At 65.7% G+C, this 22,474-nt stretch carries 22 protein-coding genes; 12 read left to right on the top strand and 10 right to left on the bottom strand.

The window, feature by feature from the left end:
- Positions 1 to 47 precede the first annotated feature (47 nt).
- From XI02_RS43185 to XI02_RS43175, 3 genes are all read left to right on the top strand, one after another.
- Positions 48 to 1,712, top strand: a complete 1,665-nt coding sequence (locus XI02_RS43185; RefSeq protein ID WP_172646454.1) for a thiamine pyrophosphate-binding protein — start codon at positions 48 to 50, stop codon at positions 1,710 to 1,712.
- A gap of 16 nt (positions 1,713 to 1,728) precedes the next feature.
- On the top strand, positions 1,729 to 2,499 hold the full coding sequence (locus tag XI02_RS43180) for an SDR family NAD(P)-dependent oxidoreductase (RefSeq protein ID WP_172646455.1): 771 nt from the start codon (positions 1,729 to 1,731) through the stop codon (positions 2,497 to 2,499).
- A 215-nt stretch (positions 2,500 to 2,714) separates the two neighbouring features.
- Complete coding sequence (locus XI02_RS43175) at positions 2,715 to 3,632, top strand: DMT family transporter (RefSeq protein WP_016840630.1); 918 nt, start codon at positions 2,715 to 2,717, stop codon at positions 3,630 to 3,632.
- A 705-nt stretch (positions 3,633 to 4,337) separates the two neighbouring features.
- On the opposite strand, the gene XI02_RS43170 is transcribed toward XI02_RS43175, so the two are convergent.
- Positions 4,338 to 4,514, bottom strand: a complete 177-nt coding sequence (locus XI02_RS43170) for a hypothetical protein (RefSeq protein WP_172646456.1) — start codon at positions 4,512 to 4,514, stop codon at positions 4,338 to 4,340.
- A gap of 375 nt (positions 4,515 to 4,889) precedes the next feature.
- Here XI02_RS43170 and XI02_RS43165 point away from each other — a divergent pair, with 375 nt between their 5' ends.
- Positions 4,890 to 5,030, top strand: coding sequence for a hypothetical protein (locus tag XI02_RS43165; RefSeq protein ID WP_157183405.1), 141 nt, complete (start codon positions 4,890 to 4,892; stop codon positions 5,028 to 5,030).
- On the opposite strand, the gene XI02_RS43160 is transcribed toward XI02_RS43165, so the two are convergent.
- From XI02_RS43160 to XI02_RS43145, 4 genes are read right to left on the bottom strand one after another with little or no spacing between them, the layout of a single operon-like run.
- The gene (locus XI02_RS43160) at positions 5,027 to 5,782 is read right to left on the bottom strand and encodes a GntR family transcriptional regulator (RefSeq protein ID WP_018269133.1); all 756 of its coding nucleotides are present in this window, start codon (positions 5,780 to 5,782) and stop codon (positions 5,027 to 5,029) included. The two genes, XI02_RS43165 and XI02_RS43160, sit on opposite strands and share 4 nt — an antisense overlap.
- Positions 5,783 to 5,788: 6 nt before the next feature.
- Positions 5,789 to 6,769, bottom strand: coding sequence for a Gfo/Idh/MocA family protein (locus tag XI02_RS43155; RefSeq protein ID WP_172646457.1), 981 nt, complete (start codon positions 6,767 to 6,769; stop codon positions 5,789 to 5,791).
- Positions 6,766 to 7,653: an NAD(P)-dependent oxidoreductase gene (locus tag XI02_RS43150; RefSeq protein WP_194483338.1), complete on the bottom strand. Its 888-nt coding sequence runs from the start codon at positions 7,651 to 7,653 to the stop codon at positions 6,766 to 6,768. Before XI02_RS43150 ends, XI02_RS43155 begins: the two co-directional genes overlap by 4 nt.
- Positions 7,654 to 7,672: 19 nt before the next feature.
- Complete coding sequence (locus XI02_RS43145; protein WP_172646459.1) at positions 7,673 to 8,632, bottom strand: tripartite tricarboxylate transporter substrate binding protein; 960 nt, start codon at positions 8,630 to 8,632, stop codon at positions 7,673 to 7,675.
- A 136-nt stretch (positions 8,633 to 8,768) separates the two neighbouring features.
- Between XI02_RS43145 and XI02_RS43140 the strand changes: the two genes are divergently transcribed.
- From XI02_RS43140 to XI02_RS43130, 3 genes are all read left to right on the top strand, one after another.
- Positions 8,769 to 9,158 (top strand): carboxymuconolactone decarboxylase family protein, encoded by a 390-nt coding sequence (locus XI02_RS43140; RefSeq protein ID WP_081334746.1) that lies wholly within the window; start codon positions 8,769 to 8,771, stop codon positions 9,156 to 9,158.
- Between the two features lie 60 nt (positions 9,159 to 9,218).
- The gene (locus XI02_RS43135) at positions 9,219 to 10,580 is read left to right on the top strand and encodes an adenylosuccinate lyase family protein (RefSeq protein ID WP_069280420.1); all 1,362 of its coding nucleotides are present in this window, start codon (positions 9,219 to 9,221) and stop codon (positions 10,578 to 10,580) included.
- Positions 10,581 to 10,694: 114 nt separating this feature from the next.
- A complete protein-coding gene (locus XI02_RS43130) occupies positions 10,695 to 11,951 on the top strand; it encodes an aminopeptidase (RefSeq protein WP_172646460.1) in 1,257 nt (418 codons plus the stop codon).
- Positions 11,952 to 12,139: 188 nt separating this feature from the next.
- Here XI02_RS43130 and XI02_RS43125 read toward each other — a convergent pair whose 3' ends face one another.
- Genes XI02_RS43125 through XI02_RS43115 form a run of 3 tightly spaced genes read right to left on the bottom strand, consistent with a single transcriptional unit; the run spans position 12,140 to position 14,997 of the window.
- Entirely contained in the window at positions 12,140 to 13,072 is a 933-nt protein-coding gene (locus XI02_RS43125) for a GNAT family N-acetyltransferase (protein ID WP_172646461.1), read from the bottom strand.
- Between the two features lie 11 nt (positions 13,073 to 13,083).
- Positions 13,084 to 14,136, bottom strand: coding sequence for an amidohydrolase (locus XI02_RS43120; protein ID WP_172646462.1), 1,053 nt, complete (start codon positions 14,134 to 14,136; stop codon positions 13,084 to 13,086).
- Positions 14,137 to 14,181: 45 nt separating this feature from the next.
- On the bottom strand, positions 14,182 to 14,997 hold the full coding sequence (locus XI02_RS43115) for an MBL fold metallo-hydrolase (RefSeq protein WP_172646463.1): 816 nt from the start codon (positions 14,995 to 14,997) through the stop codon (positions 14,182 to 14,184).
- Positions 14,998 to 15,181: 184 nt separating this feature from the next.
- Here XI02_RS43115 and XI02_RS43110 point away from each other — a divergent pair, with 184 nt between their 5' ends.
- Positions 15,182 to 16,132 carry an alpha/beta fold hydrolase gene (locus tag XI02_RS43110; RefSeq protein ID WP_244980901.1) on the top strand — a complete coding sequence of 317 codons (951 nt, stop codon included), beginning with the start codon at positions 15,182 to 15,184 and terminating at the stop codon, positions 16,130 to 16,132.
- On the opposite strand, the gene XI02_RS43105 is transcribed toward XI02_RS43110, so the two are convergent.
- Positions 16,116 to 17,633, bottom strand: a complete 1,518-nt coding sequence (locus tag XI02_RS43105) for a permease (RefSeq protein WP_172646464.1) — start codon at positions 17,631 to 17,633, stop codon at positions 16,116 to 16,118. The two genes, XI02_RS43110 and XI02_RS43105, sit on opposite strands and share 17 nt — an antisense overlap.
- On the bottom strand, positions 17,630 to 18,382 hold the full coding sequence (locus tag XI02_RS43100) for an ABC transporter ATP-binding protein (RefSeq protein WP_016847306.1): 753 nt from the start codon (positions 18,380 to 18,382) through the stop codon (positions 17,630 to 17,632). Before XI02_RS43100 ends, XI02_RS43105 begins: the two co-directional genes overlap by 4 nt.
- 295 nt (positions 18,383 to 18,677) lie before the next feature.
- Between XI02_RS43100 and XI02_RS43095 the strand changes: the two genes are divergently transcribed.
- From XI02_RS43095 to XI02_RS43080, 4 genes are all read left to right on the top strand, one after another.
- Entirely contained in the window at positions 18,678 to 19,553 is an 876-nt protein-coding gene (locus XI02_RS43095) for a branched-chain amino acid ABC transporter permease (protein WP_018269126.1), read from the top strand.
- Positions 19,554 to 19,664: 111 nt separating this feature from the next.
- Positions 19,665 to 20,816, top strand: coding sequence for a branched-chain amino acid ABC transporter permease (locus tag XI02_RS43090; RefSeq protein WP_016846829.1), 1,152 nt, complete (start codon positions 19,665 to 19,667; stop codon positions 20,814 to 20,816).
- Positions 20,813 to 21,571, top strand: a complete 759-nt coding sequence (locus tag XI02_RS43085; protein ID WP_028336610.1) for an ABC transporter ATP-binding protein — start codon at positions 20,813 to 20,815, stop codon at positions 21,569 to 21,571. Before XI02_RS43090 ends, XI02_RS43085 begins: the two co-directional genes overlap by 4 nt.
- A 10-nt stretch (positions 21,572 to 21,581) precedes the next feature.
- A complete protein-coding gene (locus tag XI02_RS43080) occupies positions 21,582 to 22,361 on the top strand; it encodes an ABC transporter ATP-binding protein (RefSeq protein ID WP_028339155.1) in 780 nt (259 codons plus the stop codon).
- Positions 22,362 to 22,474: the final 113 nt, after the last annotated feature.

Here is a 22,474-nt window from a genome sequence, read left to right as displayed (position 1 = left end):
CCGGCCGATGATGCGCAAAACGGATCAGAACAATCGAGAGGGAGCGAATGCGCGGGCGTCGTGTGCTGATGGAATCGTTCGTGTCGCACGGCGTGCGTCATATCTTCGGCAATCCCGGCACGACCGAAACGCCGCTGCTCGACAGCCTGCCGGCATTTCCGCAACTCGAATACATCATGACGCTGCATGAAGGTGTCGCGGTCAGCGCCGCCAGCTTCTACGCGCAGGCGTCGGGACGCGTCACCGTCGCCAACCTGCACGTCGCTCCCGGCCTCGGCAACGGCATCGGCTCGCTGTACGGCGCGCTGAAGGCAGGTTCGCCCGTGGTTGCGACGGCCGGCCAGCAGGATACCCGGATGCGGCTCAACAACCCGCTGCTCGGCCACGACCTCGTTGCGATGGCGGCGCCGGTGACCAAGTGGAGCGTGCAGATCGAACGCGCCGACGAGATCGCGCCGATCATGCGACGCGCGTTCAAGGTGGCGACCGATGCGCCGCAAGGGCCGGTGTTCGTGTCGCTGCCGATCGACGTCATGGAACAGGAGACGGCTGTCGACGCGTCGACGCCGGATCGTTTGTGGCGATCGACGCGCCCCGATCCGGAAGGCATCGAAGCGCTTGTCGCGCTGCTTCTGAAGGCGAAAAAGCCGGCCATCATCGCCGGCGACGACGTGGCACGATCGGGCGGCGAGCAGGCGCTGGTGGCGCTCACGGAGGCGATCGGCGCCACCGTGTGGTTCGAGGGGCTCCGCCATCACGCGCCGTTCCCGACCAGTCATCCGAGCTATCGTCAGTCGCTCCCCGGCGACGCCCGGCAGGTGCGCAAGGCGCTCGGCGATGCCGATCTCGTGCTGCTGATCGGCGGTCCGTTCTTTGAGGACATCTGGTTTGCGCCTGGTGGCCACATCCCTGACGGCGCGTTCGTGCTGCAGATCGAGGCCTCTGCCGAACGCCTCGCGCTCAACAACCGGCTCGATGCCGGCATCGTCGGCGACATCGCCGTCAGCGTCAGTGCCTTGACGGAGGCGGTGCGTGCACAGGCGAGCGCGGACTTCAGGCAGGCCGCGCAGAACCGCAATGCCGCGCTGGCCGAATTGCAGGCGAAGGAGAAGGAGGCCTATCGCGCGCGCGTCGAGAAAAGCTGGGACCGGCAGCCGACTGCGATGCCGCGCGTCACGGCGGAGCTGCGTCGCGGGCTGCCCGATGATGTCGTCATCGTCGATGAAAGCATCACGGCGAGCCTCGATCTCGCGCGCGCCTTCGACTATCGCGGCTTCGGCGATTATTTCGGCGGTCGCGGCGGCGGCATCGGCCAGGGCCTCGCCGGGGCAATCGGCGTCAAGGTCGCGATGCCGGATCGTCCGGTGGTCGCCATCTCCGGTGACGGTTCGGCGATGTATGCGATCCAGGCGCTGTGGACTGCCGCGCACCACAAGCTTGCGATCGTGTTCGTGGTGCTGGCGAACCGCGAGTACCGCATCCTCAAGCACAATGTGGATGTCTGGCGGCAGAATTTCGAAGCCGGCACCCAGCACCCCTATCAGAACATGGATATCACCGGCCCCGCGCTCGACTTCGTGCATCTCGCGGCCGGCATGGGCGTCGAGGCGGTCAGGGTCGAGAAGGCCGGCGACATTGCCGGTGCCGTCGCAAAGGCTGTCGCGGCGCAGCGGCCGTACCTCGTCGAGATCGCAATCGAAAGCAAGCGCTGACCCGAAGGAGTTTCTCATGGCGGGCATTCTGGACGGCAAGGCTGCATTGGTGACGGGCGGCGGCTCCGGCATCGGCCGGGCGACGGCGATCGCGATGGCGCGTGAAGGCGCGCGCGTAGCGGTGTCGGATCTCTCGAAAGATGGCATCGACGAGACGGTCGCCTTGATCAATGCCGCCGGCGGCCAGTCGATCGCGATCCAGGGCGACGTCACCGACGAGGCCGATGTCGCGAACATGGTGGCCCGCACGGTGTCGGCGTTCGGGCGCATCGATTGCGCGTTCAACAATGCCGGCGTTGCCGGGCGTTCCGTCGGCCCGCCCGGCCAGCGCATTCATGAACTCACGCAAGCCTCGGTGGCCAGGATGTTCTCGGTGAATCTGATGGGCGTGTTCCTGTGCCTGAAATACGAGATCGCGCAAATGCTGAACCAGGGCGGTGGCGGCGCCATCGTCAACACGGCCTCGATCGCAGGCCTGGTCGGCCTCGCGACGTCCGGCCACTATGTCGCGACCAAGCATGGTGTTGTCGGACTGACCAAGTCCGCCGCGATCGAATATGCCCAGGACGGCATCCGCGTGAACTGCGTCAATCCCGGATACATCAAGACACCGATGACCAGGGAGACGATGGACGAGCGTTACGACGAGATCATCGCCAAGGTCCCGGTCCGTCGCCTGGGCGTGCCCGAGGAAATCGCCGAAGCCGTGGTCTGGATGTGTTCGGACAAGGCGTCGTTCATGACCGGCGCATCGCACGTGGTCGACGGCGGCTACAGCGCCGCCTGATCTTTCGAAGGGCCAAAGTCCCACGTCTTGTCTGTGAAAGGCCAGCTTCCCTTAGGGTGAACCGGCCCTCGAGCTCGCCCTTTGCAGCAAGCGGACATCGCGGCAGCGCGGAATGACGTCAAAGCTTGATCCAAGCGGCTTTTGAAGGGCTTGCGCCAGTCAGCCCTGCATCGCAGTGGGTTGATCCGTCTCGGCAGCTCACGTAGTCGTTCGCGATGAACGAACGTCCGGCCAACGCCAAGGCTGCAGCCCTTCCGGATACGAAAGCCATCCTGCTCGGGGTCGCCTGCGGCCTCGGCGCAGCGCTGTGCTGGGCGCTCGGCTTCGTGGCGACCCGGCACGGCCTCAAGGTCGGGTTCACGCCCGTCGACCTGCTGATGCATCGCTTCCTGTGGTCGGGCATCGCCTTCCTGCCGCTCGTTGTGCGCGCCGGCCTCCGCGATCTCTGCGGCATCGGCTGGGGCCGCGGCATGGCGCTGATGCTGCTGGGCGGGCCGGTGATGTCGCTGATCAGCTATGCCGGCTTCATGTTCGTGCCGCTGGGGCATGGCAGCGTGATCCAGCCGTCCTGCGCGACGCTGGGCGGATTGTTTCTCGCGGTCGTCCTGCTGAAGGAATCGGTCTCGCTCTCGCGGGCAGCCGGCGCTGTCGTCATTGTCGTCGGCCTTGCCGTGATCGGCAGCGAGTCGATCGGCCATATGGGGCCGAGCGCCGTGATGGGCGATCTGATCTTCGTTGCGACCGGATTGATGTTCGCGGGCTTCGCCACGCTGGTGCGCTATTGGCGTGTCTCGGCGTTCTCCGTGGCCAGCGTCATCAGCGTGTTGTCGCTCTCGCTGTTTCCACTGTACGCCGTCTCGGGTGGGCTCGCTCGCGATGCGGCCATCGGCCTGCATGAAAACGCGCTGCAGGCCATCGCCCAAGGCATCCTGGCCGGGCCCGCGGCAATGTATTTGTTCGCGGTGTCGATCCAGCGCCTCGGCGTGGCCCGCGCAGCCGTATTTCCTGCGACCGTGCCGGTGCTGACCCTGCTGTTGGGATGGCTCCTGATCGGCGAGCCGCCGACCACGCTGCAGGCGGCCGGGTTGGCCGCCGTGTTGGCCGGATTCTATCTCGCGCAGCGGCAGCGCTAGACGGCTTGCCGCCGTTCCGATTGGCGCGGTCGCGGCGACGATTGACAGGCATGCGGGGGATCGCGGATGGTGCCGCTCTCCGCCGTTCGCAATGAGACGCCGATGCAAGTTCAACGTTTGGCGCTGCCGATGCTTGCAGGGCTCGTGCTTGCAGCCGAGAATGCGGATGTGTGACTCGCGGCTCGTGCAACACATTTGGTGTCGTCCTGGCGAAAGCCAGGACCCATTACCCCAAATGAGAGTTGTTGCGCGACGCTGGGGCCACGATCCCGTTCATGATCAAGTGCGGTGACTATGGGTCCTGGCCTTCGCCAGGACGACGATCGTGTGTGTGGCATCCGCACGGTCATCGCCCGGCTTGCCGCCTCCGCTAAAGCTTCGGCGTGCCAAGGATGCATGGCCTCGTCGAAGCCTTGGCGAAGACGGGACCGGGCGATCCAGTACGCCGCGCCCCCTCGGCTCAAGCACCGGCGTCTCTGAAATACTGGATCACCCGCATGCGCGGGTGATGACGTCGAGAGCTGTTTGACAGGTGGAATCAGAAAGCGCCGTGCACGTGCCCGCACAGCGGCCTCGAGGTCGTGCCGGAGGAGGTCGCGTCGCGACCGGCGTACGCCAACACGCACACCGGCCATGGCAGACGGCCGCGCGAATCGACAGTGCTATGGAAACTATGCGCCCGAGGCGCTCAGCGCGGCGGCGACCTTATTGGTCCACCTTCGGCGTCTTGCCCGCAATGTCGAGGCCGAACCGGAGCGCGCGCTCCTGACGCTCTTCCGTCAGCAGCTTCAATTCCCGTTCCAGCGACCGCGCGACCTCGTCCCGGGTTTCCTTGGAGCGGCGACGGGAGTCGCCTTGCGGTTTGGCCAGTTCGGCAGTCACGGGAGAAGCCCTTGTCATCACAGTGTCACAGGCCCTGATGGCACGGCGGGAGTCGGGGCGACAATCAAAAAGAATTCAGTGGGCGCATCTTTGGAAAGTTTGCTGTACGTCTGATTCAAATTTGGGCAGAAAATTCTCTTAAGTGTTGCCTCGAATGGAGCCGAACCTCTTCGGCCCGCCGTCTCATCAATTCGGATGAGAGAGGCCGGTTCCGACGAAATCATTTCCGGATTCGCACGAAGGCGTCCTGAAACCGACAAGGTCTAACCTTAGTAGCGTTGTGAAGGACGGCTGCCTGGTGAGACGCTGAGGACCGCGGTGGTGAGATTCACGACCTGGGTCGAGAGGTCAGTCGGTCCTCCTGAGACGTTGGGGATGATCCCGGAAATGAAGAAGTTGAATGCTGTGCCTTATGTCTGGGCGGCTGCGCTGATCGCAGTCGCGATCTGGGGCGTGAGCGGCACCCCGCAGACGGCACATACCTCTGCCAGCACCCATCTGGCCCGGGTGCGCTAGAGCTTCGGGCGCAGCGAGCGCTGCATATCCATCGTGTAGGTGTAGCGCCCTTCGGGGTGCGTGGTGATGGTGACCTCGAACAGTTCCTCGCGCTGGCCGTAGTAGCGGCGTACCACGGTGAGCGCCGGCGAGCCGGTCTTGACGCCGAGCGCCCTGGCGATCGGCGCCGGCATGCCCCGCACGAAGATTTCCATCTGCGCGCGCTCGGTGACCTGGCCGTACATCCTCGCGATCTGCTCATGCACCGGGGTGCGGCCGTGGTCGCTGCGGGTCACGACATCGGCGAACCGGCGCAGCACGTAGATCTCGGCCCAGCCGAGCGGCGCGGCGAACTGGTCGGAGCGGCGCACCGCCTCGATCAGGAACCAGCTCTTGCCGGGCTCGCATTTCAAAAGCCCGGCCAGCTTGCGGTCGGCCACGATGTCGCTGCTGGCGACGACCTCGCGATAGGTCTCGTTGGAATAGCGCAGCCACTCGCCGAGCGACTTGACGCTGTGGGTGAACAGCACCGGCGGCTCGGATGCGATCACCACCGAGCCGAGGCCGGCGCGGCGCACGATCAGGCCCTGGTCGATCAGGATGCGCAGCGCCTCGCGCACGGTCTGCCGGCTGGCCTGGTAGCTCGCCATCAGTTCGGTCTCGGTCGGCAGCAGGTTGCCGACCGCGTAGGTGCCGAGCCGGATGTCCTTCTGCAGCCCGGTGGCGATGTCGCGATAGCGGGACGATCTCGCCCTGTCCGGTTGTTCAGACATGGCAGATCACTGGCATGCCATATGGCAGGCAACCGGATGTCCAGACGACATCGACTGCAGCGCGGCCTCGAACGCAGCGAGCGTCGCCAGCACGTCCGCTTCAGGCACCGGGAACGGCTGCTTGCCTTCGACAGCGTCCGCAAAGGCCGCAAGTTCCGCGGCGAGGGTGTCGATCGCCGGATAGCGCGTGGTCGCAGGCGCTTCGCCGGATCTCCGCAGCACCATCGTCTGTTCGTCGAGCACCTCGGCGGATCCCTTCGTTCCGAACACATGCACGCGCCAATAGAACGGTGTTGCGCGAATTGTCGCAAGGGTTGCGCTCACGCCATTCACAAATTCAATCGCCAAGGTTGCAGTGTCGAGCGGCGGCGGTCCGGCCTCGCGCGCACTCAACCGGGCATAAACCTGTCGGGCAGGACCAAGGAGGCTGACGAAGCCGTCGAGCACATGCAGCCCCGCGCCGGTCAGGCCGCCGCCCGGTGATTCCTCGGGTGACAGCCGCCAGCCCTGCGTGATGCTCTGCGAGTTCTCGTTGCTGTTGTGGCCCTCGACATGCAGGATGGTGCCGAGCTCGCCGCTGGCTGTGATCGTGCGCAGCGCCTGCATCGACGGCCAGAACCGGCGGTTATGCCCGACCGCAAGCACCACGCCGGCGCTGCGGCAGGCCGCGAACATCTCTGCGGCATCGGCGCGCCGAAGCGCCAGCGGCTTCTCGCAAAACACCTGCTTGCCGGCGCCGGCTGCCGCGATCACCTGGCCCTTGTGCAGCGAATGCGGCGTCGCCAGCAGCACGGCATCGATGCGAGGGTCGGCGAGGACATCGTCCAGGCTCGCAGTGACCGAGAGGCCGTGCGCCTCGCAAAAGCTGGCAGCGCTGTTGGCGTCGGGTTCCACCGCGCGGACGATCCTGAGCCGCGGCTCGCTCTGCGCAGCCTCGACCAGTGCGCGGCCCCACCGGCCGAGGCCCGCGATCGCACAGTTGATCATGACTGTCCCTCACTGTGGCCGCGGCCGGCCCGGATCGCCTCGATGACCGCGGCGCTGTCGTTGTCCGGCCCTTGCAGCGCGATCGCCGCGCGCAGCAACCCGGCCTGCACCGAGGTCAGCGGCAAGGGCAGGCCGTGCGGGCCGGCCTCCTGCAGGATCAGTTCGGCATCCTTCAGGGTCTGCGCGATATGCGATTGCGGCGAGAAATCCCGCGCCAGCATCTTCGGCCCCTTGCTGTCCATCACCTTGGAATATGCCGCCGATCGCCGCGCGGTCGCAAGGAACGCCGCGCCGTCGAGGCCGAGGCTTTCGGCAAAGGCGATGCCCTCGGCCAGCGCGGCGCGGTTGTTCTGCAGGATCAGGTTGATGGCGAGCTTGGTGCGGCTGGCATTGCCGATCGCGCCGACATTGATCCGCTGCGGGCAGAGAATGTCGAGCGTCGCCGCGGTGGCGTCGATGGCGTCGGCATCGCCGGCGACCAGCGCGGTGGCCGTGCCCGCACGGACCTCGGCGCTGGTCCCCGAGATCGGCGCTTCGATGAACGCGAGGCGCGAGCGGGAGGCGAATTCGGCGATTGCCACGATCTCGCCCGGCGCGCAGGTGGTGGCGCAGATGACGCGCGGCGGCGGCGTCGCGTTGGCGAGGTCCGGCAGCAACGTCCTGACCTGGGCCGCGTCATACACCGCGATGACGATGGTCCGGCAGCGTGCCGCGACGTCGGCGGCGAAAGCCGCGAACTCGGCGCCGCTGGCCCTCAGGCCATCCGTCTTCGCGGCGTCGATGTCGAAGCCGATCACCCCGATGCCGGCGTCGATCAGCCGCGCGGAGAGCGCCGATCCCATCAGCCCCAGGCCAATCATGCCAACAGGTGTCTCGCGAGCCATGATGCGACGCCGCCTCGCTTTATTGCGGCTGGATGCCGGCCGCCTTGACCTCCGCCGACCAGCGCACGACCTCGCTCCCGACGAAGGCGCCGAACTCGGCCGGCGCCAGCGGCGCCACCATCACGCCGACATCGGCGAGCTTCTTCCTCGTCTCCGGCATCGCGAGGTATTTCGCACACTCGGCGTAGAGCTTGCTGACCACCGGTTCCGGTGTGCCGGCGGGCGCGAACAGGCCGTACCAGATCGTGGCCTCGAAGCCCGGCATCGCTTCGGCGAGTGCGGGCAGGCCGGGCGTCAGCTCGTTGCGGGCCGCCGACGTCACGGCGATGCCGCGCAAGGTACCGCCCTGCATCTGCGGGATCGCGACCGAGAAATCGCCGAAGGTGAGATCGATCACCCCCGCCATCACGTCGGTCATTGCCTGCGGGACGCCGCGATAGGACGCCGCGATCAGCGACAGGCCGCCGCGCGATTGCAGCTGCGCGATCGAGATCTGCGAGGCGCCGGAGCCGTAGCCCGCGGTCAGGTTGGGATTGGCCTTGGCGTAGGCGAGGAACTGCGGCAGGTCCCTGGCCGCGAGCTTCGGATTGACCAGCAGCACCATCGCCGTCGTGGTGGTGCGGATCACGGGCGCAAAGTCCTTCACCGGGTCGTAGGGCAGGCTCTTCAGCGTCGCGACGTTGCTGGCATGGGTGGTGTTGGTGCCCATCAACAGCGTGTAGCCGTCGGGCGCGCTGCGGGCGACCTCCTGGGCGCCGATGCTGCCGAGCGCGCCGGCGCGGTTCTCGATCAGCACGGTCTGGCCGAACGCGTCCTGCAGATGCTGGCCGACCAGCCGCGCGACATTGTCGGGACCGGCGCCGGCCGGGAACGGCACGATGATCTTGAGCGGCCGTTGCGGGAAATCGTCGGCCGCGAAAGCCGGCAGGACCGGAAGCGTCGCAAGCAGCACGACGAGCAGCCCCAGCCGTAACTTCATCCCGGTCCCCTCCCGTGTCTGCTTTTGCAAATTTATACGGACAAATGGATCAGAAAGGCAAGCGTCAGGCCTGCTGGAATGTTGAGGTGCGTCATATTTATCCGTATAAATAGCCCATTCAGGGAGCCCGACGACGATGGTGGACATCAGCGATCTCCATGCGCGCGGACTGCGCCGGCGGCAAAAGATGTTCGGCGAGGGCGATGTCGCCAAGCGGATGGCCGCTGCCGGCGATTTCGGCACGCCGCTGCAAGACATCATCAATGCCTATGTCTATGGCGACGTCTGGGAGCGCAGCGGGCTGTCCGACCAGATCCGCAGCCTCGTGATGCTCGGCATCACCGCGGCGAGCAGCAAGCCGGCCGAGTTCCGCGTCCATGCCAAGGGTGCGCTGGCCAATGGCTGCACCGCCGCGCAGGTGCAGGACGTGCTGCTGCTGGTCGCGATGTATTGCGGCATTCCGGCCGCGATCGAGACCAGCAAGATCGCAGCCGAGGTGTTCGGCGATGCGCCGCCGGAGGGGTAGGGCACAAGCCCCTGCCGTGATAGGGACGTTGCCGACCGCGACCGGCAACAGGATCTGCCCATGTCCGCCTTCCCGACCTCGACCACCGTGCTCGATTCCGTGTTGTTTCGCGATGCCTTCGGCACGCGCGAGATGCGCGAGGTGTTTTCCGACCTGCGGCTGATCGAGCGCTACGCCGAGGTCGAAGTCGCGCTGGCGAAGGCCGAGGCGCGCTGCGGCGTGATCCCGGCGGAAGCGGCCGCGGAGATCGCAAAACGGACCGATGTCGCCGCGCTCGATTTCGATCTGCTGCGGCAGGAGACCGACGTGGTCGGCTACCCGATCCTGCCGCTGGTGCATCAGATGGCGAAGCAGTGCGGCGAGGCCGGCCGCTATGTGCATTGGGGCGCGACCACGCAGGACATCATGGACACTGCCGTGGTACTGCAACTGCGCGACGGATTGAAGATCATCGAGGACGACATCGCCGCGCTGCGCGGCATCCTCGCCGACCTCTCGAAAACATACCGCGACACGCCGATGGCCGGCCGCACCCATCTGCAGCAGGCGCTGCCGGTGACGTTCGGCTACAAGACCGCGATCTGGCTCGCCGCCTTCGATCGCCACGCCGCGCGGCTCGTGGAGCTGAAGCCGCGCGTGCTGGTCGGCCAGTTTGCCGGCGCCGCCGGCACGCTGGCCTCGCTCGGTGACAAGGGCTTCGAGGTCCAGCAGGCGCTGTGCGAGGAGCTCGGGCTCGGCGTTCCCGTCTCCACCTGGCATGTCGCGCGCGACGGCCTGGCGGAAGCGGTGAATTTCCTCGCGCTGGTCACGGGAACGCTCGGCAAGATCGCGCTCGACATCATGATCATGGCATCGACCGAGTTCGCCGAGGTCTACGAGCCGTTCGTGAAGGGGCGCGGCGCGTCCTCGACCATGCCGCAGAAGCGCAACCCGATCTCGTCGGAGCTGATGCTCGCCGCCGCCAAGGCGGTGCGCCAGCATGCCGGCCTGATGCTGGACGCGATGGTGCAGGATTTCGAGCGCGCCACCGGTCCGTGGCACGCCGAATGGATGGCGATCCCGGAAAGCTTCGTGCTGACCGCGGGCGCGCTGCACCAGGCGAGGTTCGCGCTTGGCGGCCTGATTGTCGATGAGCAGCGGATGGCCGACAATCTCGACATCAGCCGCGGGCTGATCGTGGCCGAAGCCGTGATGATGGGCCTCGCGCCTTCGATCGGCCGGCAGGAGGCGCATGACGTGGTCTACGACGCCTGCCGCGTCGCCAACGACAAGGGCCTGACGCTGGCCGAGGCGCTGGCCGCGGATGATCGCGTTGCCAGCCGGGTCGATCGCGCGACGATCGACCGCCTCACCGCGCCGAAAAACTATCTCGGCCTCGCGCCCGAGATGGTCGACCGGGTGCTGGCCACGGTGAAGCGGTAAGATTCGAGGCAATTGCTCGCCGTCGCGTGATCGGGCGCGGCGGCCAGGAACCTTGCGAATGCGGATCGAATTGGACTACGAATCCCGAGAGTTCCTCAAACGACACGGCGCTTCATGACCGCACATCAACGCAACCTTTCCGCCTCGATCGATCCCGTCAAGCTCGATCGGCTCGCCGAAGTCGCGATCAAGGTCGGCCTGCAGCTGCAGCCGGGGCAAGATCTGCTGCTGACCGCGCCTGCCGCGGCGATGCCGCTGGTGCGGCGGGTGGTGGAGCATGCCTACAAGGCCGGTGCCGGTCTCGTGACCCCGTTCTTCTCGGACGAAGAGCTCACGCTGGCGCGCTACCGTTACGGCAACGATGCGAGTTTCGATCGCGCTGCAAGCTGGCTCTATGAGGGCATGGCGAAGGCGTTCGGCGCCAACACCGCGCGGCTTGCGATCGTCGGCGACAATCCGATGCTGCTGTCGGGCGAAGACCCGGTCAAGGTGGCGCGCGCCAGCAAGGCCAATTCGATCGCCTACCAGCCGGCGCTGGAGAAGATCGTCAATTTCGACACCAACTGGAACATCATCGCCTATCCGAGCACGTCCTGGGCCAAGCAGGTGTTCCCCGACGATGCCGAGGACGTCGCGGTAGCCAAGCTTGCGGATGCGATCTTCGCCGCCTCCCGGGTCGATCAGGATGGCGCCGTCGCCGCCTGGGCACAGCACAATGCGAAGCTCCGCGAGCGCACCGAATGGCTGAACGGCCAGCGCTTCCACGCGCTGAAATATTCCGGACCCGGCATGGACCTCACGATTGGCCTCGCCGACGGTCATGAATGGGAAGGCGGAGCGTCGACCGCCAAGAACGGTATCGTCTGCAATGCCAACATCCCGACCGAGGAAGTCTTCACCACCCCGCACTGCCGCCGCGTCTCAGGCCACGTCGTCAGTTCCAAGCCGCTGTCCTATCAGGGCACGCTGATCGACAATATCTCGGTCAAGTTCGAGGAAGGCCGCATCGTCGAGGCCAAGGCCTCGCGCGGCGAGGAAGTGCTGAAGAAGGTGCTCGACACCGACGAGGGCGCGCGCCGCCTCGGCGAGGTCGCGCTGGTGCCGCATTCCTCGCCGATTTCGAAGACCGGGCTGTTGTTCTTCAACACGCTGTTCGACGAGAACGCCGCCTCGCACATCGCGCTCGGCCAGTGCTACTCGAAATGCTTCGTTAATGGCGACAAGCTGACGCCGCAGCAGATCGCCGAGCAGGGCGGCAACAAGAGCCTGATCCATATCGACTGGATGATCGGCTCCGCCCACACCGACATCGACGGCATCCACGCCGACGGCCGCAGCGTGCCGGTGTTCCGCAAGGGCGAGTGGGCGTAAGGGGCGACTGCCCAGTCAGTCCCGTCATCCCCGCGCAAAGGCTTCGCCTTTGTCGCCGGAGGTGCGAGCGGAGCGAGCCTCGAGGGATGCACGGCCCCGCCGGTGGCCGTCGACCCTTCGAGACGCGCTACGCGCTCCTCAGGGCGACGGGCCTAAATTTGCTGCTGTCGGACTTGTGCTGCAGGGCTCTACTGAAACCGCCGCTCGCGCGCGGCGATCAATTCGCCTCGCGTGGCGCTGAAGCGGCAGGTCTCGTGCTGGGGCCGGAAGCCGAGCCGGCGATAGATCTTCAGCGCGGGCGCGTTGCGGCTCGAGACGTTGAGCCAGCAGGGGTGCTCGATCGAGACGTCGTGCGCAGCCAACACGCGATAGACCAGCAGCTGGCCGAGTCCGCGTCCCTGCCGCACCGGATCGACGGCGACCGACTCGATCCACATCGAGTTCCGCTCGGACTCGGTCAGGCAGAAGCCCGACATCTGTCCATCCTCCGACGCAATCCAGACTTCGCTCTCGGTCAAGACCTGCGCCATCTCCTCCGGCGAGTACAGGCGGAAGGCGGCGTCCGAGGCATAGGCGGCATTGTGGATGCGCGCGACCTCGCCCGCGCAGGCGGTGACGTCGCTGACCTGCTCGATGGTGGCGCGCGCGGCCGCGAGCGTGCGCGCTGGCTGCAACGGCTCGACGCACTTCATCCCGATCTCGGACTCGACATGAACAAAGCCGAAAGCCGCGACGAAGGCCATACCCGCAGGCCAGTCGCTGCTCACCAGCGTCTGCACGGTGAGACCGGGATCGGCGTCGATCGCAAGCACCTCGTCGAACAGCGCGAGGCCAATCCGGTGGCGCCGCATCTCGGGCGCCACGACGATCTTGAGGAACCGGGAATGGTGCGCGCCCTGGTCGCGCAACGACGACTCGGCGAGGCCGCAGAGCATGCCATCGCGCTCGGCAACACGAAAGTCCCGCCCGCCGCGGTTCTGCGGCAGCTTCAGGAACTGGGACCATTGCGGCAGCGTGACAGGGCCTAGCCGCGGTTCCACCGCAGCTGCCTTTGCGTAAAGTTCGACCACCGCTTCCGCATCAGCCTCTCGAAGCGGCCGGATGGTGATGCCGTCATCCATGAGTCGGAAGCTTACCCGATATCGAGCCGATAGACATCCTTTGCCGTCTTCAGGAACAACGCCGTCTTTTCGGCTTCGCTATATTGTGATGCAAGGCGTTTAAAGGTGTTGAAGATGACCTGATAACTGCATTGCCCCTTATCAGGTGGGAAGTTGCTCTCGAACATGCAACGGTCCGGACCGAACGCCTCGATGCAGGTCTCGACATAAGGCCGCCAGGCGGCGGCGAGTTCCTCCGACGAGGGCGGCCTGGGGCGGAGGTGGAAGTCGTAGCCGAGCAGGCACATCGCCAGCCCGCCGAGCTTGACCACCACATTCGGACATTTGGCGATCTCCAGGATCGACGCCTTCCAGACCGGAAAGGTTTCCGCGCGCTTGCCGGCGAAGCGGCCGGTGCCGACCGGGCCGCCGCAATGGTCGAGCACGATCCTGGTATCGGGAAAGGCGCGAGCGAGGTCGGTCAGCTCGCCGATCTGCGGGTGGAACAACCACGCATCGAAGCTAAGGCCGAGCGGCGCCAGGCAGGCGAACCCCCTACGAAAGGTGGAGTCCAGCAGAATGCCCTTCGGCCGGTTCGCGTACATGTGGGCGACGTTGGGGTCCTCGTCCCATGCCGAGGAGTGGCGGATGCCGCGGAACCGGCCGTTGCCGGCGGCAATCTCCGCCTCCAGCACCGCCTTGGCCTGATCGCCGATCAGAAGGTTAACGTGGCTGACGATGCCGGCGCAGATCGCCGCCTTGCCGTAGCCGCCACTCGCCGCCATCGCGGCGACGCCGTTGGCAAACTCGACCTCGCCAACCGGACGGAACGCCTCCGGGCCGTCGGCGCGGTACATCGACCGGCAGTCGACATAGACGGTGGCCACGATGTTGTGGCCGGACGCGATGTCGTCGGACATCTCCTCGATCAGATAGCGAAGCCCGCCGCGATCCCAGAGATGGTGATGCGGATCGACGATCGGCCGGGCCGGATCGATGATCTCTTCAGTGTATTGGGCGAGCCAGTCTTCGCGCGGGTTGGCATAGAGCCCGCTGGCGGAGGCGGGCAGAGTGCTGGCAACCATCGATTTTCACTCCCGTTTGGTTTTGCTTCTTCTTGAACCGAGACCTCACACCCCATCCAGGATGATCACCGTCGGCGTCGCCGGCAGCGTGTCGCGCGAAATCCGCAAAGTGCGCTCGCCGCCGCGGCGGTCGATCTCGAATTGCTGGCCGATCAGGCGCATGAACTCGTCGAGCGGGGTGGCGAAGCGGTGCATCGGCAGCACGACGGCGGCGCGCAATCGCCTGGTGATTTCGGAAATGCCGTCGAGCGACATCGTATAGGTGCCGTCGATCGGCACCATCACGATGTCGAGCCGGCCGATCGCGGCGAAATGGCTGTCGTCGAGCTTGACGTGGAGGTGGCCGAGATGGCCGATGCAGAGGCCGGCGACCTCGAAGATGAAGATCGAATTGCCGTCCTTGATCATCTCGCCGCCGGCGTCTTCGCCCCAGTAGCGGCGGATATCGGTGGTGACGTTGCGGATATAGACGTCGCCGATGCGCTCAGCGTAATGCGCGGCCTGGCCGTTCTCGCCCCAGCCATGCAGCACGTGGGGAATCTTGGGGTCGGGAAACAGCGTGTAATGGGTCGCGTGGGCTCGGTTCATGGTCGCGACGTCGGGCAGCCGCCCGGTCCGATAGACGCCGTTATAGTCGGTCGCGATCCGGATGCCGCCGGGCGTGTCGATATAGTAGGTCGAATGGCCGGCATAGGTGATCGCGACCTCGTCGGCTTTGGCTGCGACGCGCCGGTAGTTCACCGGGACAGCGCGCGGCGGCGCATTGGCCATCGTCAGGCATTCGCTGCGCTGGGCGTCCTGCGCGAAGGCGTGACTGGTGAACGTTCCCAGCAAGACGAGCGCGGCGAGCAATCTCAGCATGACGTGTTCCGCCTTCTTCCGCCTTCGGCGATATCCGCCGAGGTGAGATTATCGCGCAATCGGCGCGCCGTCATGATGAGGTCGGCGCATCGCTCCATGGCGCTGATTGCAACGCGATCCAGCGGATTGTTGCGTCGAGACGCGCTAGGATGCCGCGCAGACAACCAGGATCAGGGAGTTATGCGTGACTGACACTGCCTCCGCGCCGCGCGCGCCTTCGACCAGGCGGCTCGAACCATTGCGCCATGTCGACGCAGGCGTGCTCAACATCGCCTATTACGAGGCTGGTCCGGCCGCCGGGCCGGCCGCGATGCTGATGCACGGCTTCCCCTACGACATCCACTCCTATGTGGACGTCGCGCCTGCGCTGGCGGCGCAGGGCTGTCGGGTCATCGTGCCCTATCTGCGCGGCTACGGACCGACGGCGTTCCGCGGCAAGGCGACGCCACGTTCGGGCGAGCAGGCGGCGGTCGGCGCCGACATGATGGCGCTGATGGACGCGCTCGGCATCGAGCGCGCGGTGTTCGCCGGCTATGACTGGGGCGGCCGCGCCGCATCGATCGGTGCGGCGCTGTGGCCGCAGCGATGCATCGGACTCGTCTGCACCAACGGCTACATGATCCAGGACATCGCGCATGCGATGGTGCCGGCGCCGCCTGATCGCGAGGCGCCGCTTTGGTATCAGTACTACTTCCAGCTCGAGCGGGGGCGGGCGGGGCTCGCCGCCAACCGGCGCGGCATCGCCAAAATCCTGTGGTCGCAATGGTCGCCGAGCTGGGCGTTCGACGACGCCTGCTTCGAGCGGACTGCGGTTGCGTTCGACAATCCTGATTATGTCGACGTCGTGATCCACAGTTATCGGCACCGCTACGGCGTGGTCGATGGGGATCCGCAATATGCGGATTTGCAGCGGCGGCTCGACACATTGCCTGTCATCAGGGTCCCCGCCATCTCGCTCGACGGCGCCGACGACGGCGTGACGTTCGCGACCGACGGCAGTCGCACCGCGGCAAAGTACACCCGCCGCCTGGCCCATCGCCTGATTCCGCATGCCGGCCACAATCTGCCGCAGGAAGCGCCCGAGGCGTTTGCCGCCGCAGTGCTGGAGGTGATGAAGGCTAGCGCCGCGGGCTGATCTTCCAGGCGATGGCAAGCGTCAGCAGCGTCAGAATGCCGCTGACCAGCGCGGCCGTCGGGATTGTCAGGGCCAGCGCCGCGGTTGCGGCCCAGCCGATCGAGGAGAAGGCTTCCGCGAAAGTGGCGATGCGGGAGGAGGTCTGACGCCGGCGGAATTGGCTGCGCTTGGCCTGCGCGCGGAACCAGAGCTGGACGGCGGCGGCGGATGCGGTCGCGATGAGGATTGCGATCGCCGTGACCGCGGCCTGCCCCGGCGAGGCAAACGCCAGCGCGGCCACCAGCGGGGCGAAGACCACGGCGATGGCGAACAGGACCACCTCGACCTTGGCGCGGGTCACGCGTGACGGCGGCAGCGGCGCGGTCGCCACCAGATCGGGCGCGTCCTCGCCGGAGATGGTCAGCCAGGCGAGCCCGCCGGCGAGCTGGCCTGCGGCCATCACGATGACCGGCGTAATCAGCACGATCGCAGTCGATGTACCGGAGAAGCTTCGCCACAGCATCAGCGCCGGCGGCAGCAGGTAGAGCATCTGCATCAGGCTCTGCGACAGCAGCCACGGATCGCGGCGCAGCAGCAAGAATTCCTTGCGCCGCAGCGCCTGCTGCCGCGAGCCCGCCCGGAACGCGCGGGCGCGTCCCCGCGTCACCGCAGCCGGATTGGCGGCGACGCTGGCGACCGTATCGGCAAACCGCGGTGCGAATATCGCCATCACGCCGCCGAGCATCACCAGCGCTGCGGCGAGCAGCAGCATCATGATTTCGAGGTCGCCGAGCGATGCCCGTGCCGGCCACCACAGCAGGCTGTCGGGGGCGGGGGCAATTCGCGCCGCGGTTTCCGAGGTCAGAAAGGCAAAGCGCGACAGCGTGCCGTAGGACAGCACGGCCACGACCTGCAGCGCGATGACGAAGCCCGCACCGATCACGGCGGAGACAACCTGCGCCACCAGCCGCGTCCGGCTCGGCCCGATCAGGCGGAACAGGAACGCGGTGACGGCGATCGCGGTGGCTGCCGCCGACAGCCCGATCGCAAGGACGACGCCGAAGCCGGCGAGCCAGCGCGGGCCGCCGAGATAGACCAGCACGTCGATGAACGGCGTCGACAGCAAGAGCGCCATGCTGCTCACCGTCAGCGCGATCGCGGCGATCCGGATCGAGAAGATGTTGGTGAGTTTTGCCGGCGACGACATGATCAAATCGAGATCGGCGCGGGCGTAGAACACGCGCGTCACCGACTCGATCGCCTGCGAGAGCATCAGCGCCCAAGCCAGGAAGATCGTCGCGGTCAGCACGATCAGCGACGACGGGTCGAGCGGAAACCGCAGGTCGGCATAGCGGCTGACCACGGCATAAGCCGGCAGATGCAGGATCGCCGCGAAGATCAGGAGGCCGATCACGGCGCGATTGCGCCGGCGCCGGCCGCCGGTCATCATCGCCAGCCATTCGCGCCACGCCAGGCGGAATTCGTGGCGCGCGAACCAGGTGAGGTGGGCGACCGAGCTCACGCGGCCGCCGCTTCGGTATCGACCAGCGCGATGAACATATCCTCGAGGGTGGTGTCGTTGCGGCCGTTCTGCTCGCGCAGCTCGGCCAGCGTGCCCTCGGCGATCAGCCTGCCGGCCGCGATCACGCCGATCCGGTCGGCCATTCGCTCGGCGACTTCGAGAATGTGGGTCGTCATGATCACGGTGCAGCCGGCGCGGACGCGCTCCTGCAGCAGCCCCTTGACGTGACGCGCCGACAGCGCGTCGAGGCCGGTCAGCGGTTCGTCGAGAATGATCAGGCGGGGATCGTGCACCAGCGCGCCGGCGAGCGCCACCTTCTGGCGCATGCCCTTGGAGAAGCCTTCGCAGCGCTCGTTGAGATGCGGCTCGAGCCCGAGCGACATCAGGAGATCGCGCGCCGAGCTCTCCGAGGTTCGCGGATCGATGCCCCACAGGCCGGCGACGAATTCGAGATATTCCAGCGGCGTCAGCTTGTCGTAGATCATCGGCTCGTCGGACACCCAGGCCATGACCTGCTTGGCTGAGACCGGATCGGCGAGTGCGTCGGTGCCGAGGATCGACACCGAGCCGGCATCGGGCCGCAACAGCCCCGCCACCATGCGCAGCGTCGTGGTCTTGCCGGCGCCGTTCGGCCCGAGCAGCGCATAGAATTCGCCGACACGGATCGTGAGATCGAGCGCGTCGACCGCCGGGCGGTCAAAACGCTTGGTTAACCCTCGCACGGCGAGTGCGGACAGTTCAGGTGTCATGGCGTGGTGGCGATCCGGAAGTTCGCTCGTCGGTTGCGCAAAGCTTGGACAAAAACCGTTTCGGTGCAGTGAATCGCACGGGGCAAATCAAAGGTGATATCCGTATTAGTCCGTGCTGCGGCAAATCTCCGCAAATGTGATGATACAGCGACATCAGCGGTTTGTTGACAGGGATCGGGCCTTTTGGCTCAATCGGGGCGGACATAGGCGGCTTTCAGCGCTCCAGACACAAGGGCGTGAAGGCGGGATGCAACGAGCGATCGGATAAGAATCGCCGGGCATCGGGGAGGGAACGATGCTGGACTTTGTTCAGCAGCTCGTCAGCGGCATCGCGCTCGGCTGCGTTTACGGCCTGATCGCGCTCGGCTTCGTGCTGGTCTACAAGGCAACCGAGGTCGTCAATTTCGCGCAAGGCGATTTGATGATGCTGGGCGGCTTTTTCGCCTTCACCTTCATCGGCATGCTCGGGCTGAATTACTGGGTCGGGTTCGCCGGCGCGGTGATCTGCATGGCGCTGTTCGGCATGCTGGCCGAGCGGCTCGTGGTGCGGCCGATCCTCGGCTATCCGCAGTTCTCCATCATCATGGCGACGATCGGGCTCGGCTATTTCCTGCGCTCGATCTCCGGCATGATCTGGGGCACCGACGACTTCAAGATCGAGACGCCGTTCAGCCAGGGCGTCCTGCGGATCGGCAGCCTGGTGCTCGCCTACGACAAGCTGTCGGTGATCGCGGCGACCATCATCCTGTGCGCGCTGCTCTATCTGTTCTTCAACCGCACCACGCTCGGCACCGCGATGCGCGCCAGCTCCGAGAACATGCTGGCTGCCTATTACATGGGCATTCCGGTCAAGCGGGTGGTCTCGATCGTCTGGGCGATCTCGGCCGCGGTGGCGACCTGCGCCGGCGTGCTGTTGGCGCCGATCACCTTCATTCACTCCAATGTCGGCCTGGTGCTGGGGTTGAAGGCGTTTCCGGCCGCGGTGCTCGGCGGCTTCGGCTCGATCCCGGGCGCCGTGGTCGGCGGCGTCCTGATCGGCGTGATCGAGAGCATGGCCGGCTTCTATTTGCCGCAGGGTTGGAAGGACGTCGCGCCCTACATCGTGCTGCTCGCGGTGCTGCTGCTCAAGCCCGAGGGCCTGTTCGGCCTTCATGTCCGCAAGAAGGTCTGAGCATGATCCGGAAAAGTGGCAACCGGTTTTCCGAAGAGATCATGCTCAAAAGAGAAGACGGGATCATGATGCGATTAGATCGTAATCGCATCATGATCTAGGGAGCGACACATGCGGTTTCTCTTCAAGACCGATTACGAAGACGACATCAAGCTGTTCCCACATTCGGGCTACATCTATTCCTACGGCCTGTTGCTGGCGGTGCTGCTGATCGCGCCCTACGTGCTGTCAAGCTATCTGATGAGCCAGCTGGTCTTCGTCTGCATCTACGCGACCGTCGGCGTCGGGCTCTTGATCCTGACCGGCTTCACCGGACAGGCCTCGCTCGGCCATGCCGCGTTTCTGGCGATCGGCGCCTACACCGCGGCCTATCTGCAGCAGTTCAATGTGCCGTTCCCGGTCTATTTCCTCGCCGCGGGGCTGTTGACCGGCGTGGTCGGCGCGCTGGTCGGGTTTCCGGCGCTGCGGCTGCAGGGCATCTATCTGGTGATCGCGACGATCTCCTTTGCGTTCATCGTCGAGGAGATCCTGGCGCGCTGGGAAAGCGTCACCAACGGCAATGAGGGTATGCGGGTCAAGACCATGCAGCTGCTCGGCACGACGGTGTCGCGCGATGGTCCGACCTTCTATTATCTCTGCCTTGCGGTACTGGTGCTGACCATCGTCGGCACGCTCAATCTGCTGCGCTCGCCGACCGGGCGCGCCTTCGTCGCGATCCGCGACAGCGAGACCGCGGCGCGCAGCATGGGCATCAATGTCGCGCTCTACAAGGTAAAGTCGTTCGCGATCTCGGCGGCGATCACCGGCTTTGCCGGCGTGCTGTTCGCGCACAAGCTGTCCTTCATCTCGCCCGAGATGTTCACGCTGCAGCTCTCGATCGAGTTCATCATCGTGATCCTGATCGGCGGCACGTTTAGCCTGCACGGCGCGGTGCTGGGCGCGATCTTCCTGGTCATGATCGATCCGTTCCTGACCTATCTGAAGGACGATATGCCCGGCGTGATCGGCGGCATTGCTGCGACCCTCGGCGCCGGCACCGAGCGCGCGGGCCACATCCAGGACGCGGTCGCAGCCTTCGCCTCCGCCAACGGACTGAAAGGCGCGATCTACGGCATCATCATCGTGCTGTTCGTGCTGTTTGAGCCGCTCGGACTCTACGGCCGCTGGCTCAAGATCAAGCTCTTCTTCCAGCTGTTTCCGCTCTACAAGCGCGCGACCTTCAAGCGGCAGAAAATCTATGTGAAATCGGAGCGGAACAGATGAGCTATTTCCGCGCCGAGAACCTGTCGCTGCATTTCGGGGGCCTCAAGGCGGTCGATGCGGTCAGCTTCGCGGTCGAGAAGGGCGAGATCCTCTCGATCATCGGGCCCAACGGCGCCGGCAAGAGCTCGATCTTCAACCTGATCTCGCGGATCTATCCGCCGACCTCCGGCAAGATCTTCTTCGAAGATCAGGACATCACCCAGGAGCCGGCCTACGATATCGCGAAACTCGGCATCGCCCGCACCTTCCAGAACATCGAGCTGTTCGAGAACGCGACCGTGCTGAGCAATCTCCTGGTCGGCCGCCATCGCCATTCCACCACCCGGCTGTGGCAGGAGCTGTTGTTCCTGCCGAGCGTCCGCGCCGGCGAGAAGGCGCATCGCCGCCGCGTCGAGCAGGTGATCGAATTTCTCGATCTCGAGCCCTACCGCGACAAGCTGATCTCGGGACTGCCTTACGGCGTGCGCAAGGTGATCGAGCTGGCGCGGGCGCTGTGCTCGGAGCCGAAGCTGATCCTGCTCGACGAGCCGTCGTCCGGCCTCAATGTCGAGGAGACCGACGACATGTCGTTCTGGATCCGCGACATGAAGAGCGAGCTCGGCATCACCGTGCTAATGGTCGAGCACGACATGACGCTGGTCAACCGCGTTTCCGACCGCGTCATCGCGCTGAACTACGGCCGCGTCCTGGCGATGGGCTCGCCGTCCGAGGTGCAACACCATCCCGACGTCGTCGCAGCATATCTCGGCGCATGAGGATGATGCCATGAGCACAGCGGACATCATCCTGAAGCTCTCCAACATCGAAAGCTATTACGGGCCGATCATGGCGATCCGCGGCATCAGCCTCGAGGTGCCGCGCGGCCAGATCGTGACGCTGCTCGGCGCCAACGGCGCCGGCAAGACCACGGTCCTGAAGACGATCTCCGGCATCCTCGACCCGCAGAAGGGCTCGATCGAATTCCTCGGCAAGCCGATCCAGCGCATGGAGGCCGACCGGATCGTGCGGCTCGGCCTCAGCCACGTGCCCGAGGGGCGCGAGGTGTTTCCGTTCCTGTCGGTGCGCGAAAACCTGATGATGGGCGCCTATCTGCGCAAGGACCGCGACGGTGTGGCGCAGGACCTCGAACGCGTCTACGGCTATTTTCCACGGCTGAGGGAGCGGCTCGGCCAGCCGGCCGGGCAGCTTTCGGGCGGCGAGCAGCAGATGCTGGCGATCGGACGGGCACTGATGAACCGGCCGACGCTGCTGCTGCTCGATGAGCCGTCGCTCGGGCTGTCGCCGATCCTGGTGAAGGAGATCTTCACCATCATCCGCCGCGTCAATGAGGAGCAGGGCATGTCGATCCTGCTGGTCGAGCAGAATGCCAAGATCGCGCTGGAGACGGCGCACTACGGCTATGTGCTGGAGATCGGCCGCGTCGTCATGAACGACACCTGCGAGCGGCTGATGAATTCACCCGATATCCAGGAGTTCTACCTCGGCGCCAAGGAAGCCGGCGCGCGGGGCGAGCGGCGCTGGAAAAAGAAGAAGACGTGGCGCTGAGAAAGACTTGGCGCTGAGAAAGACTTGGCGCTGAAAATTGGCGCCGAGGAAGGTTTGGCACTGAAAGAGAGTTGGAGCTAGACTTAAGGCCTGTTTCGCCAACAAGACCGGCA

The organism is Bradyrhizobium sp. CCBAU 21365 (assembly GCF_015291305.1).
Classification (GTDB): domain Bacteria; phylum Pseudomonadota; class Alphaproteobacteria; order Rhizobiales; family Xanthobacteraceae; genus Bradyrhizobium; species Bradyrhizobium elkanii.
This window is presented reverse-complemented; position numbering and strand designations above follow the sequence as displayed.